14 protein-coding genes are annotated in these 16,366 nt (G+C 57.8%); 3 read left to right on the top strand and 11 right to left on the bottom strand.

Going from position 1 to position 16,366, the window contains the following annotated elements; translation table 11 throughout:
* Positions 1–20: 20 nt before the first annotated feature.
* The 9 genes from QKB66_RS04660 to QKB66_RS04700 all read right to left on the bottom strand — a co-directional run bounded on the left by QKB66_RS04660 (position 21) and on the right by QKB66_RS04700 (position 10,412).
* Positions 21–1,142 carry a glycosyltransferase family 4 protein gene (locus QKB66_RS04660; protein WP_248091346.1) on the bottom strand — a complete coding sequence of 374 codons (1,122 nt, stop codon included), beginning with the start codon at positions 1,140–1,142 and terminating at the stop codon, positions 21–23.
* Positions 1,143–1,152: 10 nt separating this feature from the next.
* Complete coding sequence (locus QKB66_RS04665) at positions 1,153–2,262, bottom strand: NlpC/P60 family protein (protein ID WP_248091344.1); 1,110 nt, start codon at positions 2,260–2,262, stop codon at positions 1,153–1,155.
* Between the two features lie 169 nt (positions 2,263–2,431).
* Positions 2,432–3,061 carry a C40 family peptidase gene (locus tag QKB66_RS04670; RefSeq protein ID WP_248091342.1) on the bottom strand — a complete coding sequence of 210 codons (630 nt, stop codon included), beginning with the start codon at positions 3,059–3,061 and terminating at the stop codon, positions 2,432–2,434.
* A gap of 825 nt (positions 3,062–3,886) precedes the next feature.
* Positions 3,887–5,509, bottom strand: coding sequence for a cytochrome b (locus QKB66_RS04675; protein ID WP_248091340.1), 1,623 nt, complete (start codon positions 5,507–5,509; stop codon positions 3,887–3,889).
* Positions 5,509–6,729 (bottom strand): ubiquinol-cytochrome c reductase iron-sulfur subunit, encoded by a 1,221-nt coding sequence (locus tag QKB66_RS04680; RefSeq protein ID WP_062038177.1) that lies wholly within the window; start codon positions 6,727–6,729, stop codon positions 5,509–5,511. The genes QKB66_RS04675 and QKB66_RS04680 overlap by 1 nt, the downstream gene beginning before the upstream one ends.
* Complete coding sequence (locus tag QKB66_RS04685) at positions 6,726–7,613, bottom strand: c-type cytochrome (RefSeq protein ID WP_248091338.1); 888 nt, start codon at positions 7,611–7,613, stop codon at positions 6,726–6,728. Before QKB66_RS04685 ends, QKB66_RS04680 begins: the two co-directional genes overlap by 4 nt.
* 71 nt (positions 7,614–7,684) lie before the next feature.
* Positions 7,685–8,269 carry a heme-copper oxidase subunit III gene (locus QKB66_RS04690; protein WP_179294365.1) on the bottom strand — a complete coding sequence of 195 codons (585 nt, stop codon included), beginning with the start codon at positions 8,267–8,269 and terminating at the stop codon, positions 7,685–7,687.
* Positions 8,270–8,880: 611 nt separating this feature from the next.
* A complete protein-coding gene (locus tag QKB66_RS04695) occupies positions 8,881–9,312 on the bottom strand; it encodes a cytochrome c oxidase subunit 4 (RefSeq protein ID WP_070733434.1) in 432 nt (143 codons plus the stop codon).
* A gap of 23 nt (positions 9,313–9,335) precedes the next feature.
* Positions 9,336–10,412 carry a cytochrome c oxidase subunit II gene (locus QKB66_RS04700; RefSeq protein ID WP_061923561.1) on the bottom strand — a complete coding sequence of 359 codons (1,077 nt, stop codon included), beginning with the start codon at positions 10,410–10,412 and terminating at the stop codon, positions 9,336–9,338.
* Positions 10,413–10,822: 410 nt separating this feature from the next.
* Here QKB66_RS04700 and asnB point away from each other — a divergent pair, with 410 nt between their 5' ends.
* Positions 10,823–12,745 carry an asparagine synthase (glutamine-hydrolyzing) gene (gene asnB, locus QKB66_RS04705; RefSeq protein ID WP_414252791.1) on the top strand — a complete coding sequence of 641 codons (1,923 nt, stop codon included), beginning with the start codon at positions 10,823–10,825 and terminating at the stop codon, positions 12,743–12,745.
* Between the two features lie 170 nt (positions 12,746–12,915).
* Here the strand turns inward: asnB and QKB66_RS04710 are convergent, their stop codons facing one another.
* Positions 12,916–13,260 carry a HesB/IscA family protein gene (locus tag QKB66_RS04710; RefSeq protein ID WP_061923570.1) on the bottom strand — a complete coding sequence of 115 codons (345 nt, stop codon included), beginning with the start codon at positions 13,258–13,260 and terminating at the stop codon, positions 12,916–12,918.
* 153 nt (positions 13,261–13,413) lie between these two features.
* Here QKB66_RS04710 and QKB66_RS04715 point away from each other — a divergent pair, with 153 nt between their 5' ends.
* Together QKB66_RS04715 and QKB66_RS04720 are read left to right on the top strand one after the other, a co-directional pair.
* Positions 13,414–14,115: a DUF3043 domain-containing protein gene (locus QKB66_RS04715; RefSeq protein WP_414252792.1), complete on the top strand. Its 702-nt coding sequence runs from the start codon at positions 13,414–13,416 to the stop codon at positions 14,113–14,115.
* Positions 14,116–14,155: 40 nt separating this feature from the next.
* Positions 14,156–15,169, top strand: coding sequence for a nicotinate-nucleotide--dimethylbenzimidazole phosphoribosyltransferase (locus tag QKB66_RS04720; RefSeq protein WP_414252793.1), 1,014 nt, complete (start codon positions 14,156–14,158; stop codon positions 15,167–15,169).
* A 21-nt stretch (positions 15,170–15,190) separates the two neighbouring features.
* On the opposite strand, the gene QKB66_RS04725 is transcribed toward QKB66_RS04720, so the two are convergent.
* The gene (locus QKB66_RS04725) at positions 15,191–16,297 is read right to left on the bottom strand and encodes a branched-chain amino acid aminotransferase (RefSeq protein ID WP_414252794.1); all 1,107 of its coding nucleotides are present in this window, start codon (positions 16,295–16,297) and stop codon (positions 15,191–15,193) included.
* Between the last annotated feature and the right edge of the window lie 69 nt (positions 16,298–16,366).

Below are 16,366 nucleotides of genomic sequence, written 5' to 3' on the forward strand. Positions count from 1 at the left end.
AAAGAAATTAATCTCTGCCACTAACCCAAGATTTCACGCAGGCGCCCACCCATGATTTCCCACGTCCATGCCGTCTCCACGTGGTTGCGGCCAGCCTGCCCCATGCGGCGGGCGCGAGGTGCATCGCCTAGCAAGGCGCACAATGCCTCCTCCAATTCGGCAACACTTGAACCGCTCACCACGATGCCGGTGCCATCCGTGACGGTCTCCGGTGCGCCGCCGGAGTCACCGGCGATGACGGGCACGCCGCAGGCCTGGGCCTCAAGGTAGACGATGCCCAAGCCCTCGACATCGAGGCCTCCCCCACGGGTACGCGCGGGCATGGCAAAGACATCGGCGGCGTGCAGGGCCATCTGCAGCTCCGTAGTGTCTTTGGCCTCGCGGATGATGACGTCGGGGGCATAGATTTCGGCTAACCGCTCTAAAGCTTTCCGGTAGCGGCCGCGACCAATGATGAGCAGTTGTGCATTGGGAAATTGCGCGCGCACCTTCGGCAGGGCTCGCAGCAGCTGGTCTTGCCCCTTGCGCGGGACCAAGCGGGAAATACACGTGATGACGGGACCATCTGACAAACCGAAGTGCGCACGCGCAGCCTGCTTTTTCTGCTCATCGGCCGGCTGAAAATCCTCCAGGCTCACCGCAGAGGGAAGATGCACCCACTTCGGCCCAGGGCCAAAAGGCGCTTGCAAACGACGCAGCGTGTAGTCGGAGATATACGTAATAACATCAGCGTGCTCTCCGATGCACCGCAGCGCCTGACGGGCAACCGGAAGCATGGACCACCCCACCTCGTGGCCGTGAGTAGTGGCCACAACCTTGGTCGCGCCGGCTTCCTTGGCAGCCTTGCCCATCAATGCAAGAGGGGCTGCCGCACCGAACCAAACGATGTCGATGTCATAGGCCTTGATAAGCCGCTGCATCTCGCGCACGGTTGCCGGAGTAGGCAGCATGATGCGACGCGGCCAACGGATGACCTGATAGGGCTGGGCGGCATCGTAAAGCGCGGCGGCCTCAGCATCCTGCGTCGAGGCAAAGACGACAACCTCGGACGGATCCAGGGTGGAGACGAAGTCCCGTAGATATGACTGAATCCCGCCAATCGTGGGCGGGAAGTCATTGCTAACCAGTAGTGTGCGCGCCATGCGCCCTACTCTAGTAGCGCACCGCTCCTTGGATCGGCATAGAGTCCACCGGAACAACCTGAACCGGCACGCCATAGGTCGAAGCATGTACTACCTTGCCATCGCCGACGTACATACCGACGTGGGTAACTCCTGGGTAGTAACCGATGATGTCACCGGGCTCGAGCTGATCGAGTGGGACTTGGGTGCCACCTGCGAGCTGCGCCTGCGAGGTACGCGGAATGGACTTGCCCATCTGCTGATAACTCCAAAGCATAAGACCTGAGCAGTCAAAGACGTCAGGGCCCGTAGCACCCCAGCCATACGGCGCACCCAAGCGGGTAAGGGCAGCTTCGACGGCCTTGGAACCGGAACCGTCGGACAAGGCGGCAACGTCGACGTCCTTAGCGCCGAAGCGGCCCACAAAGGCAGCGCGCTGCGCCTCGTTTAGGCTATCGACCTTTTCCTCGATCTCCTTCTTCTGTGTTTCGAGCTCTTCCTGCTCCTTGAGAAGGCGATCCCGCTGCTGTTCAAGCTCCACAGCCTTATCCTGCGCGGCCTTTACGGCAGCGGCGGCTTCGTCCTGTAGTCTGCGAGCGACGTCGGCGGCCGCAGCCTTGTCATCAAGATTGCGTTGCGCGGTGCGCGAAAGCGCACCAAGGTAGCCCATACGTTCAACGGCGGTGCCAGGATCTGCGGCATCCAAAGCGGCTGCGACGGCACTGGTGGAATCACCGCGGTAACGCGACTGGGCGATGCCGTTAATGCGTGCTTGTTGGTCTGTTACAGCAACAGCTGCAGCATCCGCTTTTATGCGCGCGTCATCGGCACGCTTCTGGAGTTGTTCTACTTCCTTTTCGGTAGCGGCCAGTGCATCCTCGGAAGCCTTGACTTCCTCGTTCTTGGCAGCCACGCGCTGGGCGACGTCCGCGACACGGTCAACCAACTTCTGCAGGTCCTCGCTCTCAGGACTGCCAGGTTGCTCCGCAGGCGCTGCGGCAGCCGGCGCTTCCTGAACTTGCTCGACCTCTTGCGCCGCTGCTTGCGGCACGACCCCCACGCCCCAAGCGGTGGATACGGTAAGCGCTGCGGCCAATGTCGCGTAGAAAGTGCGGTGGGCCCGCAAAGTGGAAGAAAGCACGGTAAAAGTTCCCCAACTTAAAAAAATAATAATAGACCGCTTAATACTAGCGTATATCTCGCACTAAAAGCGAGTATGCGAACAAAAGCCATAAAACCACAAATAGCCCCTGCCGTCCATAAATAAATGGAGGCAAGGGCTAATAATGCCGAATGCAGCTACTTAAGCCTTAGAAGCGAACTGCGGAGTGGATCGGCATGTAATCCAGAGGGCGCTCCTGAACCGGGACACCGGAGTTCAAAGCGTCGATGATGGTGCCGTTGCCGGTGTAGATACCGACGTGGGATGCACCGGAGTAGTAGACGATGATGTCGCCCGGCTGCAGAGCATCCAGGGAGACCTGCTTGCCAGCAGCAGCCTGAGCCTGGGAAGTACGTGGGATCTCAACGCCGGCCTGGCGGTATGCCCAAGACGTCAGACCGGAGCAGTCGAATGCGCTCGGGCCGTTTGCACCGTAAACGTACGGTGCACCAATGACGGAGCGTGCAGCTGCGAGAGCCTTCTGCCCTGCAGACTGTGCCGGAGCAGCGGCTGGAGCCGGTACCGGCGCCTGTACGGACGCTGCGTAGTTTACGTGCTCCTGCTGCAGGGACGGAACATACTGCTGAATGTTCGGAACCTGGTTGATATTCGGGACGTTCTCCAGGCCCGCAACCTCGAAACGGTAGTCGGTGTTAGGGATGACTACCTCGGCACCCTGTGCAACTGCTGGGACTGCAACTGCTGCGGACGCTGCAGCAACTGCGGTGGTTGCAATACGGCGGGTGGTGATTGCGCCCTGACGACGGTGCTTAGACACGAATTAAACTCCAAATCTTCCTGTGCGCCTACCTCGAATGAGCACGCGCAATTACTTCGCAGAAATACTGGAAGCAAAGATTCACGCTCGGGTTCACAATTTCTGCGAACCATTCGAAGCTCTGGCCCGGGGCGGGCCTAGCGTTCGTTGATGCTCCGTTCCTGTAGGAGCATCTCCACTCGGCCCCCGGATTAGGAGGGGCCAGATGCGGCACTTAAATCTTCAGTTCGTTATTGAGCACCACTTCGTCGGTAACTCAATGTCTCAAGTAGGTTACGAAACAGTTACGGCCAATGTCGAATCACCGACCCAAAACCGCGGTCGTTATCGTCCCGTTATCTTCCATTGACATTTCTGAAATGTTTCAGACCTTTAGCCGGGGAACGCTCCCCGTTATCATTTTGAGACAAAGCCTAACCTGCAAAAATAATGGCCAACAATGCCGCTTGCAGGACACTCATTATCATCAACTCTTGAAGCGAATTTAGTGTAAAAAATTGCGACAGTGACCTTCCTCACAATTTGGTTTTGGCCCGGATTTGAAAGCTCACGAGCACCAATTTTCACACACATTTGTACTCAGTTTGGGCGAGTGTACGCGCCAGAAGAATGCACTACTCCCCTATTTAAGACGTTCTCCTTATCCCCAGAGTTCTCGCCTTAAAACCTGAATGGATTGCTTCCTATATATAAGGAGTAGAAAACGGCGAGCAACGCAGGCGCCTAGCGGACCGATGTGGGGATCCGCTAAAGCCCCCGTCTTTCCTACTAGCAGTAGGAAAGACGGGGGCTTGTGAGCGAGTTTCAGGCTCTTATATAGAAGCCTTAGATGCGGCCGTGCTCTTCGTCTTCGCGACGGTTTGCCTCGTTGAGGCGGCGGAACATTTCTGCCTCCTCAGCGTGGTTCTCCTCGTGAATCTCGTGGACACGGTGCATGAGTGCGGAGTCATCCGGGGAGAAAATACCCTGGGTCTCAGAGTCAGCGAAGCCGAGCTGGTTGAGCTGCTTCGGAACCTGAGCGCCAGCGTACTCGAGCGGCACAGCGTGGCCGTGCTCGTCGACTGGGCCGAGCGGTTGGTGAACCTCGATGAAGGCACCATTCGGCAGCTGCTTGATAACACCGGTCTCGATGCCGTGCTCCAGGACCTCGCGGTCAGATCGCTGCAGACCAACGCAGATGCGGTAGGTAATGAAGTAAGCGATTGGAGGCAAGACGATGAGGCCGATACGGCCGACCCAGGTCATTGCGTTCAGCGAGATCTGGAAGAAGTGTGCGACGTGGTCGTTACCACCGGACAGGGTCACCAGCAGGAAGAAGGTGATAGCCATTGCGCCGATAGCGGAACGAACCGGAACATCGCGCGGACGCTGCAGCAGGTTGTGGTGAGCATCGTCGCCAGTGAACTTCTTCTCCAGGAACGGGTAAGCAAACAGCAGCACAACCATGGCGCCACACAGGAGAGCTACCCAGAACGCGGATGGGATGGTGTAGTTGCCCAGGTACAGCTCCCATGCCGGCATGACACGAGCAACACCGTCGGTCCACAGCATGTAGATATCCGGCTGGGAACCAGCGGAGACCTGAGACGGGTTGTACGGGCCAAGCAGCCAGATGGCGTTGATGGTCAGCAGACCAGACATCAGAGCCAGAACGCCAGCAACCATCATTCCCATGCCGATTGCCTTCGTAGCAAAGACCGGCATAATGCGGACGCCGACAACGTTGTTTTCTGCGCGGCCTGGTCCAGGGAACTGGGTGTGCTTCTGGAACCAAACCATGATGAGGTGAGCGGCAACCAGACCCAGGATGATGCCCGGGATAACCAGAACGTGCAGGATGTAGAAACGGTCCAGCATGAGGTCGGACGGGAAGTCGCCGCCGAAGATAGCCCAGTGCAGCCAGGTGCCGATAATAGGCAGGCCCAGGATGATAGCAGACATGATTCGCAGACCAACACCGGAGAGCAGATCGTCCGGGAGGGAGTAGCCGAGGAAGCCCTCGACCATGCCCAAGAGAATCAGTGCACAACCGATGATCCAGTTGGCCTCACGTGGGCGACGGAACGCACCGGTGAAGAAGATGCGGAGCATGTGAGCAACCATGGACATCATGAACATCAGTGCTGCCCAGTGGTGCATCTGGCGGATAAACAGGCCGCCGCGAACCTCGAAGGAAAGATCCAGCGCAGTTGCGTAAGCGCGGGACATCTCAACGCCGTTCAGCGGGGTGTATGCACCGTCGTAGATGACCTTCGTGATGGAAGGGTCGAAGAACAGTGCCAGGTAGATACCGGTCAGTAGCAGGATGATGAAGCTGTAAAGAGCCATCTCACCGAGCATGAAGGACCAGTGGGTCGGAAAGACCTTGTTCAGCTGGGTTCGCAGTACTCCGGCTGCGGAGTAGCGCGAATCCATGTTGTTGCCCATCTTGGCAAGTTTGTTACTCATTATGACTTACGCTCCCAGAATGCAGGTCCGACAGGCTCGATGAAGTTGCCCTTGGCAACGAGGTAGCCCTCTTCGTCCACGCCGATCGGCAGCTGCGGCAGTGCACGGGCTGCAGGTCCGAAGACCGGCTTGCCGTAGTGCAAAGCGTCGAACTGCGACTGGTGGCACGGGCACAGAATGCGGTTGGTCTGAGCCTCGTACAGAGAGGTCGGGCAACCAATGTGGGTACAGATCTTGGAGTAGGCGTAGTAGTCGCCGTAGTGGAAGTCTTCCTGACCAGCACGCTCAATTGCCTTCTGTGCGTCGGAGTGACGCAGGCGGATGAGCATCACGGCGTTGCGGTTGCCGTGAATGGAGTGCATGTGGTTTTCGTAGACGTCCTTATCCTCAGACCACAGGTCACCGTCGTTGACGTCTTCCGCAGCAAGCGGGAAGACAGTCTCCATACCGCCGGCAGCGAGGTCCTCAGGACGCACGCGAACCAGACGAGCGAGGCCACGGGTGGTGTAGTGGGTACCAGACTCGCCCTCGTGCTTTTCCGCAATAGTAGAGGTATCGCGAGCCAGGTAGAGCTTCACGCCCTTTTCGTGCATGGTCCAACCGGAAGTCCACAGAGTGCCGTCGCCAGCGTAGTTAAGCTCGTGGCGCTTCTTCCATGGGTTGTTGATTGCGCCGCCCAGCGGAGCAATAACGGACAGACCAAACAGAACGCCTGCGCCGCCGAGCAGACCCATGATGGTTTTGCGACGACCCAGAGTGGAGGTCTTCCAAGAATCGTTCAGAAGAGCGGTCAGGGTGCGGCGGTCAACTTCCTCGGAAGGGCCGTCGTGACGACGCTGAACGGAAATCTCTTCAGGCAGAATCTTCTTAACGTACTGAACGATGGCAAAGCCCAGGGCCAAAATAGCCAGGCCAGCGGTAACACCCAGCAACGGGGTGTAAAGGGTATGCCACCAGATGCCGTCCTCTCCCAGCATCTTGTACTGCCAAGGCCAGAAGAGGTAAACGCCAAGGAAGGCGATACCAGCGATGACAGACAGTGCCAGCCAGAAGGTGACGTTACCGGCGGCGCGCTTTTCAGCTGGGTCGCCATCAACCGGGAAACGCTCCTTGCGGAACGCAACGGTTACGTCATCGAGCTCGGTGCCGAGAGCGGCGAGCTCATCGTTGCTCATCTTGTCGAGCTCTGCGTTGGTGTAGTTCTTCTTTACATTGCTCATGAGCGCGATCCAATCCACATAGCGGCAACGCACAAAGCGCTGATGCCGATGATCCACATTGCGAGACCCTCAGCAACCGGGCCCAATCCACCCAGGTCCCAGCCTGCTGGAGACGGGGTTTCCTTCGCAGACTTGAGGTAGGCGATGATGTCCTTCTTCTCGTCTGCGGAAAGCTGACGGTCAGAGAACTTAGGCATGTTCTGCGGACCGGTCAGCATTGCCTGGTAGATCTCCTGCTCGTTGGCCGGAGCCAGCGGCGGAGCGTACTTACCGGAGGACAGCGCGCCGCCCTGGCCGGTGAAGTTGTGGCAGGATGCACAGTTCATGCGGAACAGCTCGGAGCCCTTAGCGACGTCCTCGGCCTGAATCTGGCCGTTGTAGTTAGCGCCACGAAGAGATTCCTGAGCAATGGTGCCGTCTTCGTTGTAGACGATGTCAGCGCCGCCACCATTTGCTGCAACATAAGCTGCAAGCGCCTGGGTCTGCTGCTCGGTGTAACGCGGGGTTTTGCGCTCAGCCTGTGCGTCGTTGGACATCATCGGCATGCGGCCGGAGTGCACCTGGAAGTACACGGAGCCAGCACCGATGCCAACGAGGGACGGGCCGCGGCCCTCGATGCCCTGCAGGTTGGCACCGTGGCAGGTGATACAAGCAACGTCGTAGATGTCCTTGCCCTCTTGAACGAGAGCCTGGTCATCCTTCTGAGCGGTTGCGATCTGCGCGTCTGGGGTCAAGGCGGAAGCCAGGACACCAGCACCAGACAGACCGATGCTCAGAGCGAAGGCGCCGGCAAGAGTGCGCTTCGCCTTGCGGCGACGGCGGGTCTTCTTAGCCGCGGCAGTGGTCTCTTCCACTGCGGCGGTTTGCTGAATGTTATCCATCATTTTCCTTTAGATAACTCGTACACGGAAATGGATGGCTGTAGGCCGAGAGCCTGCTCCCGGGCTCCTACGGCCTACTGAACTAGGTAGATGACTACGAACACGCCGATCCAGACAACGTCGACGAAGTGCCAGTAGTAGGACACTGCCATCGCTGCGGTTGCCTGTGCTGGCGTGAACTTGGACTTAGCAATACGCGCCAGAATGATCGCGAAGGAGATAAGGCCTGCAGTCACGTGTGCAGCGTGGAAGCCGGTCAGGATGTAAAAGACCGAACCGAAGACGCTGGACTGAACAGTCACACCGTGCGTGATCAACTCTGTCCACTCAAATGCCATGATGCCCAAGAAGACAACACCCAACAGCAAGGTCACTGAGTACCAGAGTCGGAGCTTGTATACGTCACCCCTTTCTGCTGCGAATACGCCGAACTGGGAGGTCACGGAAGACGAAATCAATACTGCCGTGATGATAAAACCCATCGGCACGTTGATATGGGCGGTATGCTCCGCCCAGTCGCCTTCCTGGCCGTTTGCACGCGAGGTGAACCACATCGCGAACAGTCCGGCAAAGAACATCAATTCCTGAGACAGGAACACGATGGTGCCAACGCTGACCATGTTGGGTCGGTTCAGCGCGGCAACACGTGGTGCTGCCATACCTTGGTTTGAAACTACGCTCGTCACGCATAACAGTATGGTCGGTCAGAGACGTGAAGTCACTTCAATTCCCCCCGATTTTTTGAAGCTACTTTTGGCCATGCCACAGTGCTTTGCCAGCAAAGGTTAATTTTGGAGAAAATCGGCTGCTAGCGGGAACTTTTGCGACTACTTTACGACGCCCTATCCGTGCAGGTAAACAGCTTATTGGTCGGTTGACCACAAAAAGGGCCGCGAAATCGCCGGAAAATTTGAACACTTAAGATGCACTTTGCAACCGAATTTAGCAATTTGCTCGATGATATAAATCACAAAACGGGCACTGCCGAAAATGGCAGGTTTCCAACTTTCGGTTGACCCCCGGGAAAATAGCCCCTAACGTGCCATTACTCGGCGATATAGCGCGCGCTGATGGCAGCTTTCACTACCGTCTCCTCCCCCGCCACATCCGCTTTAGAAATTCTTTTAGATTTTGCGGGAACTTTTGGAACTTGCCATCCGACGCAAAGATCGCCAAAGTCCCCCACCACGGAAAGTGATGGGGGACGCGAGAAGTTTTAGGCGAGCGTTAGTGGCTGCCGGGATAGGCCGCCACTAACGCGCAAGGAAAATTAGTGCTTTTCCTTCGGCAGACCGTACTGCAGGGACAGACCGGTAACGGAAGCCACCAGGCAGGCAGCGCCGAGAACGATGAGCCAGAAGTACAGGAAGATGATGCCCAGACCAAGCAGCGCGATGGAGCCGGTCATAGCCAGCGGCCAGATGGAGCCCGGGGAGAAGAAGCCGAGGATGCCAGCGCCGTCCTCAGTTTCTGCCTCTTCCCAGTCCTCAGGAGCGACGTCGACGCGGGAATCGGTGAAGTTGATGTACACGCCGAGCATGATGCACAGCAGGAACGCCAGGGTAAGGCCGACGATGCCTGCCCACTCCGGACCGTACAGGTAGCCGTCATCCTTCACGAAGTTCACGCCGAGGACGTAAACAATCAGGGAAACAAACAGGTAGGTCGCAATCGAGTAGAAGACCTTAGATGTTGCACGCATTGTGAAATTCAGTCCTTTTCTACTTATGCCTTCGGGGTGTCAACGAAGTTGTCACCGGTGCGGGTATCGCGCTGAGAGTTGAACGGAGAGGTGGTCACTGCGTAAGGATCCTGGCCGATGTGCTCAAGAGCCTCAGCGTTGGTTGCCTCCGGGTTCTGCTCACGGAACTTCAGGTACTTATTGAAGTCATCGCGGTTAACAACACGGATCTCGAAGTTCATCATGGAGTGGTAGGTACCGCACATCTCGGCACAGCGGCCAACGAATGCGCCTTCCTCATCAATCTTCTCGATCTGGAAGCGACGCTCCTGAGCGTTAGCCTCTGGGTGCGCGTATACGTCGCGCTTGAAGAGGAATTCCGGAACCCAGAATGCGTGGGAGACGTCACCGGAAGCGAGACGGAACTCAATCGGGGTCTCGGAAGGAAGAACCAGAACCGGAACCTCTTCGGTGGAGCCGACGGTCTCGATCTTGTTGAAGTTCAGGTAGGAGATGTCACCCATGGACTTGCCGTGAATTGGGTTCGGGTTCTCCACACCCTCCGGGTCAACGGAGGATTCTTCAGCAATCTTCTTACGCTCGGTGTCCTCGCCGTTGTAGTTCTCGCCGTCTACCTTGTTCTCGGCGTAACCGAACTTCCAGTTCCACTGGTAAGCGGTGACATCGACGGTAACCTCTGGGTTCTTATCCAGTGCGGTGACCTTCTGCTGCGCCTGAACGGTAAAGAAGAACAGGCCCATGATGATGAGAATTGGCACGATGGTAAGAGTCATCTCCAGCGGCACGTTGTACTGCAGCTGCTTAGGGAATTCGCCCTTGCCATCCTTTTCAGCCTTCTTCGCGTTCCACTTGAAGATGGCGGTGAGGAAGAGTCCCCACATGATGAAACCAACAATCCATGCTGCAACCCAGACCCAAATCCAGAAGTTGTACATAGACTCCGCCTCAGGGGTAATGCCCTTTGGCCAACCAAAGCCCAAGAGGTTCTCAACGGCGGTTGGAGCTTCTACGTCACAACCAGCCAATGCGAAGCCGCCAAGAGCGATTGCGCCAGCTAGGCCCGCCTTACGGGCAAAGTTGCGCTGCTTACGCTGTCCCACGTGTGTTCTGCCTTTCTGTCCACACAAACTTCTCGAATGCTCACAGAGCATTCCTATCCAATCAGGATAGTGGATGGAGCCTGCGTTTCTTAAGCATTTGATAGCTTCACAGGCCTTCCGAAACACTCTGCAAACTGCGAACGCACTGCATGTTACCGGCCCACCTGCACAAGGGCAGAACCAACCCCTCGAATGGCGGGTTTAGCCTATGACCCAATTCACAAAGGTCATGCGGCTACATCATCCGAAAGTTCGCACCCTAACGGGTAAGCTGCGCCAACCCCTCCCCGATTGCTGAACAAAGACTGCCACGAAGCTTGTAACTCGGCGCGCGTAACTCCATTTAGGATTTAAGCCCCGTAAAGTATTCGGAAGAAAAATACCCTTGATTAATAAGGAGCAACCACCCTATGTGCGGACTTTGCGGACTACTGACCGCTAACCACGACGCGGCCAAGTACGTAGATGCCCTCGAACAGTCCTTGCAGTGCATGCACCACCGCGGCCCGGATGCAGCGGGCACCTGGCATGACGACGACGTCGTCTTTGGCTTCAACCGCCTGTCCATCATTGACCTTGAGCACTCCCACCAGCCACTGCGCTGGGGCCCAGAAGATAATCCAGAGCGCTATGCCCTGACCTTCAACGGCGAGATCTACAACTACATCGAGCTGCGCGAGGAGCTTAAGGCGGCCGGCCTGAAGTTCAACACCGAAGGCGACGGCGAGCCCATCGTCGTGGGCTACCACCACTGGGGCGAGGATGTAGTCAATCACCTGCGTGGCATGTTCGGCTTTGTCATCTGGGACACCGAAACCAAGACGATGTTTGCCGCCCGCGACCAGTTCGGCATCAAGCCGCTGTATTACGCCACCACCGAGGCAGGCACCATCTTCGCCTCCGAGATGAAGTGCATCCTCGATATGGCCGAGCCGCTGGGTCTAGACCTCAGCCTAGACAAGCGCGCAATTGAGCATTACGTCGATCTACAGTACGTTCCGGAACCGGAATCCCTGCACGCTAACATTCGCCGCGTCGAATCCGGCTCTACCGTCACGCTGCGCCCGGGCCAGAAGGTCACAAACGATCGCTACTTCAAGCCGCGCTTCCCGGTCCAGAAGGTGGCAGAGGGCAGCGAACAGCAGCTCTTCGACAAGATTGCTAAGGCGCTTGAGGACTCCGTCGAAAAGCACATGCGCGCAGACGTCACGGTTGGCTCCTTCCTTTCCGGAGGAATCGACTCCACCGCGATTGCAACCCTCGCAAAGCGCCACAACCCGGATCTTTTGACTTTCACCACCGGCTTCGAGCGCGAAGGCTACTCCGAAGTCGACGTCGCCGCAGAATCTGCTGAAGCAATCGGCGTTGAGCATATCGTCAAGATCGTCTCCCCAGAGGAATACGCCACCGCGGTTCCGAAAATCATGTGGTACCTGGACAACCCGGTGGCCGATCCGTCCCTGGTTCCGCTGTACTTCGTGGCCCAGGAGGCCCGCAAACACGTCAAGGTCGTTCTCTCCGGCGAGGGCGCGGACGAGCTGTTCGGCGGCTACACCATTTATAAGGAGCCGCTTTCACTGGCACCATTTGAGAAAATCCCTTCCCCGCTGCGCCGTGGCTTAGGCCAGCTGTCGAAGGTTCTCCCAGAAGGCATGAAGGGTAAGTCCCTGCTCAACCGTGGCTCCATGACCATGGAAGAGCGTTACTACGGCAACGCCCGCTCCTTCAACTTCGAGCAGATGCAGCGCCTTATTCCGTGGGCCAAGGAGGAATGGGACCACCGTGAGGTCACGGCGCCTATTTATGCGCAGTCCCGTGACTTCGACCCAGTTGCCCGCATGCAGCACCTCGACCTGTTTACGTGGATGCGCGGCGACATCTTGGTCAAGGCCGACAAGATGAATATGGCTAACTCCCTGGAGCTGCGCGTGCCGTTCCTGGACAAGGAAGTCTTCAAGGTGGCAGAAACCATTCCGCACGATCTGAAGATTTCCCACGGCACCACCAAGTACGCTCTGCGCAAGGCAATGGAGCAGATCGTTCCGCCACACGTTCTGCACCGCAAGAAGCTCGGCTTCCCAGTTCCAATGCGCCACTGGCTGGCTGGCGACGAGCTCTACGGCTGGGCACAGGACCAGATCAACGAGTCCCAGACCGAGGACATCTTCAACAAGAAGGAAGTTCTGGAGATGCTCAAGGAGCACCGCGACGGCGTGAGCGATCACTCGCGCCGCCTGTGGACGGTCCTCTCGTTCATGATCTGGCACGGCATCTTCGTAGAAAATCGCATCGATCCGCAGATCGAACAGCGCGACTATCCGGTAAAGCTATAAGACAGGTTTCGTCACTTTGACGTTTATCCAAAAAGTGCCCGCCGCTTGACCTGTCTCCCTTATCTTTCAAAAGGAGGAACAGAGGAAAGCGGCGGGCACTTTTCGTGCTTGCAGCCACGAAGGGCCTTAAGCCAAGACGCTTTAAGCTGAAACGCTTAAAAGCGCGCTATTTAGTTAAAGGAGTCACCACAAGCGCAGGAGCCACCGGCATTCGGGTTGTCAATGGTAAAGCCCTGAGACTCAATGGTGTCAGCGAAGTCGATCTTTGCGCCAGTGAGGTAAGGAACGGACATCTTGTCAACGACGAGGTTTACGCCATCAACGTTGTCGACCTTGTCACCATCGAGGCTGCGGTCGTCGAAGTACAGCTGGTAACGCAGGCCAGCGCAACCACCTGGCTGGACGGCAATACGCAGAGACAGGTCATCACGGCCTTCCTGCTCGAGCAGAGCCTTTGCCTTTGCGGCTGCTGCCTCAGTCAGGATGACGCCGGTAGCGGAAGCTGGAGCGGTCATGTCTTCTCCTCTATTAAGTACGGGTTTTTCTGGCCTCTACCCTACCCTCAATGTTTCGAAGGTGGAAAGGTTGACCTCGCTTACGTCTTTCACAACACCGGGCAGGGCGGGCCTATTCCCATTTAATGGCCACAACCTTGTAGTCTGATCAACGTGAAACTTCCGTGGCAAAAAGATGAAAAGGCGGACGGTAGCGCCGCCCTCCCCGCTTCTCAGACGAGCGAAACCCCGGCTGCTAAAAAGCCGGAGGAACACCGCAAGGGTTACACCCCGCCGAAGGGTCGCCCCACGCCGAAGCGCGATCAGCAAGAGATCGCCCGCGGCGTCAAGCGCGATCCGCACGGCATGTCCGAAGCCCAGCGCTACCAGCACCGCAAGGAAATGAAGGCTTCCATGTCCAAGGAGGAATGGAAGGCATATAAGCGCAAGGAGCGCGAGGAATCTCGTGCGGCTAACCGCCTTGCCCAGGAGCGCATGGCAAGCGGCGACGAGCGCTACCTGCTGCCCCGCGATAAGGGCGAAGTCCGCCGCTACGTGCGTGACTGGGTAGATTCCCGCAAATTCATCAACGAGTGGATGATGCCTATGATGCTGCTTCTGCTTGTGGTTATGATGCTGGCCAACTTCAGCCCCAACGTTGCCAACTGGGTCAATATCTTCGCCATGGTGGTTATCGCGGTAATCGCCATCGAGGGTTTCTGGCTGGCTCGTCAGTGCAACAACGCAGTGCGCCTGAAGTTCCCGGGAACCACCGAGGCTGGCTTCGGCTTGGGCTTCTACGCATATACGCGCGCTTCCCAGCCGCGCAAGTGGCGTACCCCAAAGCCACGCGTCGAGCGCGGCGCTACCGTCTAAGGCAGTCTTACTTAATCTAGGTAGTTATTAAGGAGTAGCGATGTCTGAGCTCACGCCGGTTCCGCAGCCTGATCAGCAAGCAGGCCGCGCCGTCGCCGACGCGTTGGCTTCCTCTGTACGCGGAGATTCTTTCGGCAGGTTGAGCTGCGTCGCGAGCTGGCTTGCTGCTTGTCAGGGTGTCGTACCAGCGGCGGCTTTGCGCCGCCCACGCGTTGTCGTCTTCGCTGGTTCGCATGGCATCGCTACCCGCACTTTCGAAGGTGTCGGCCTTTCTGCTTTCGCACCCGAATCCGACGCGCAGCAGATTGCTGAATTAAAGGAAGGCACCGGACCGAGCCACAGCTTGGCACGCCGCGCAGGCGCCAGCATCACGGTCGTCGATTGTGCGCCCTCCGCCCCTATCGACGCCCAGCCGGCGATGGGCAACGAGGAGTTCGAGGCGGCGTTTTCTTTGGGCCAAGCCACTGCCGACGCCGAGATTGATTCCGGCGCCGATCTGCTCATTCCCGCCGAGGTGGGCGTTGGTGCTACCACCGTTGCCGCAGCGCTCATGGGTCATTTCACCAGCACTGAGCCGGTCGCCATCGTGGGTCCTGGCTCGGGCACCACGGATGCAATGTGGAAGACCAAGGTCACCGTGATCCGCGACGCCATGTTCCGCATCCGCAACTTGGAGGGCGCGGAGGTTATTCAAGCCGCATCCTCGCCTAGCTTTGCGGCATTGGTGGGCTTTATCTGTCAGGCCACTGCCCGCCGCACGCCACTGCTTATCGACGGCCCGCTGTGCGCCACCGCCGCAGTCTTTGCCGAGTCCCTCGCCCCAGGCGTAAAGCAGTGGCTGCTCGCGGCGAATGTCACCACGGAGCCGGCACACATTAAGGCCTTGCAGCTGCTGGAGCTGCGCCCACTGCTTGAGCTTGAGATGCGCGCCGGCCAAGGCCTGGGCGCGCTGGCCGCATTGCCGCTCATTCAGTCCGCCCTCGAGCTTGCCGCGGACGAACTCAATGTTCTCGCAGAAGCTCAAGAGCCGACTCTAGAATCGGCTCAAGAATAGGCCCAAACAGGCGCCGCAGGATTAGCCGGCCTTCTCAACCAGCGTGTGCAGCCAGCCGTGGTTATCCTCTACGCAACCACGCTGGATGCTAGTTAGCCGCTCGCGCAGCGCCATCGTGGTCTTGCCGGCTTCGTTGCCGTTGACCTTGAAATCAACGTCGTCGCCCATGACATGGCCCACTGGAGTGATAACGGCGGCGGTGCCGCAAGCAAAGGCTTCCGTCATCGCACCCGATGCAACATCATCGCGCCATTGTTGCGCAGTGATGCGGCGCTCCTCAACTTTAAGCCCCATATCCTGTGCTACCTGCAGCAAGGACTTACGGGTAATGCCCGGCAGCAAGGAACCGGATAGCTCTGGGGTAACCAGGGTCTGGTTTCCTTCCTCGCCGTAGATAAACGCTAGGTTCATCCCACCCATTTCTTCGATGTACTTGTGTTCGATGGCATCGAGCCAGACCACCTGGTCGCATCCCTTCTCCGCAGCCTGTGCCTGCGCAAGCAGGGAGCCCGCATAATTGCCAGCGAACTTCGCCGCACCAGTGCCACCTGGAGCCGCACGCACATAGTCGGTGCACAGCCAAACCGATACCGGTTTGATGCCACCGGAGAAATATGCACCTGCCGGTGAGGCAATCAGCACGTAGCGATAAGAATTCGCCGGGTGAACGCCCAAGGAGACCTCAGTGGAAATCATAAAGGGGCGCAGGTAGAGCGCCTCCTCGCCGCCCGCGGCTGGAACCCATGCCTGATCGACGTCGACTAGCTGGCGCAGCGACTCGATGAACTCTTCCTGCGGCAGCTCCGGCATGGCCAAACGCGCCGCAGAATCGATGAAACGCTGCGCGTTTTCTTCCGGGCGGAAGGTGGCGATGGAGCCATCCGGCTGGCGGTAGGCCTTAATACCTTCAAAGATGGCCTGGCCGTAGTGGAAGATGTTGGAGGCTGGGTCCATGCTAAACGGCGCATATGGACGCACCTGCGCGTCATGCCAGCCCTTTTCTTCATTCCAATCGATGGTCACCATGTGGTCGGTGAACTTTTTGCCAAAGCCAGGATCCTGGAGAATCTCGGCCAGCTTTTCAGCGGAAGTGGGGTGCTCAGTACGCGTTACGGTGTAATTCAACATGTCCCACACGCTACTCCCTTTTTCTATAGGAGGGCAGGAAAAATTCGCCTAAAGATGTGAGCTAGACGG

The sequence above is a fragment of the Corynebacterium sp. c25Ua_89 genome, from assembly GCF_047459735.1.
In the GTDB taxonomy this organism is placed as follows: Bacteria; Actinomycetota; Actinomycetes; order Mycobacteriales; family Mycobacteriaceae; genus Corynebacterium; species Corynebacterium simulans.

Bases quoted from the DNA above. Each gene is read 5' to 3' on its own strand.
- QKB66_RS04680 (WP_062038177.1), bottom strand. From the start codon at position 6,729: ATGAGCAATGTAAAGAAGAACTACACCAACGCAGAGCTCGACAAGATG.
- QKB66_RS04720 (WP_414252793.1), top strand. From the start codon at position 14,156: ATGTCTGAGCTCACGCCGGTTCCGCAGCCTGATCAGCAAGCAGGCCGC.
- QKB66_RS04660 (WP_248091346.1), bottom strand. From the start codon at position 1,142: ATGGCGCGCACACTACTGGTTAGCAATGACTTCCCGCCCACGATTGGC.
- QKB66_RS04725 (WP_414252794.1), bottom strand. From the start codon at position 16,297: ATGTTGAATTACACCGTAACGCGTACTGAGCACCCCACTTCCGCTGAA.
- QKB66_RS04690 (WP_179294365.1), bottom strand. From the start codon at position 8,269: ATGGCAGCACCACGTGTTGCCGCGCTGAACCGACCCAACATGGTCAGC.
- asnB (WP_414252791.1), top strand. From the start codon at position 10,823: ATGTGCGGACTTTGCGGACTACTGACCGCTAACCACGACGCGGCCAAG.
- QKB66_RS04710 (WP_061923570.1), bottom strand. From the start codon at position 13,260: ATGACCGCTCCAGCTTCCGCTACCGGCGTCATCCTGACTGAGGCAGCA.
- QKB66_RS04675 (WP_248091340.1), bottom strand. From the start codon at position 5,509: ATGAGTAACAAACTTGCCAAGATGGGCAACAACATGGATTCGCGCTAC.
- QKB66_RS04685 (WP_248091338.1), bottom strand. From the start codon at position 7,613: ATGATGGATAACATTCAGCAAACCGCCGCAGTGGAAGAGACCACTGCC.
- QKB66_RS04695 (WP_070733434.1), bottom strand. From the start codon at position 9,312: ATGCGTGCAACATCTAAGGTCTTCTACTCGATTGCGACCTACCTGTTT.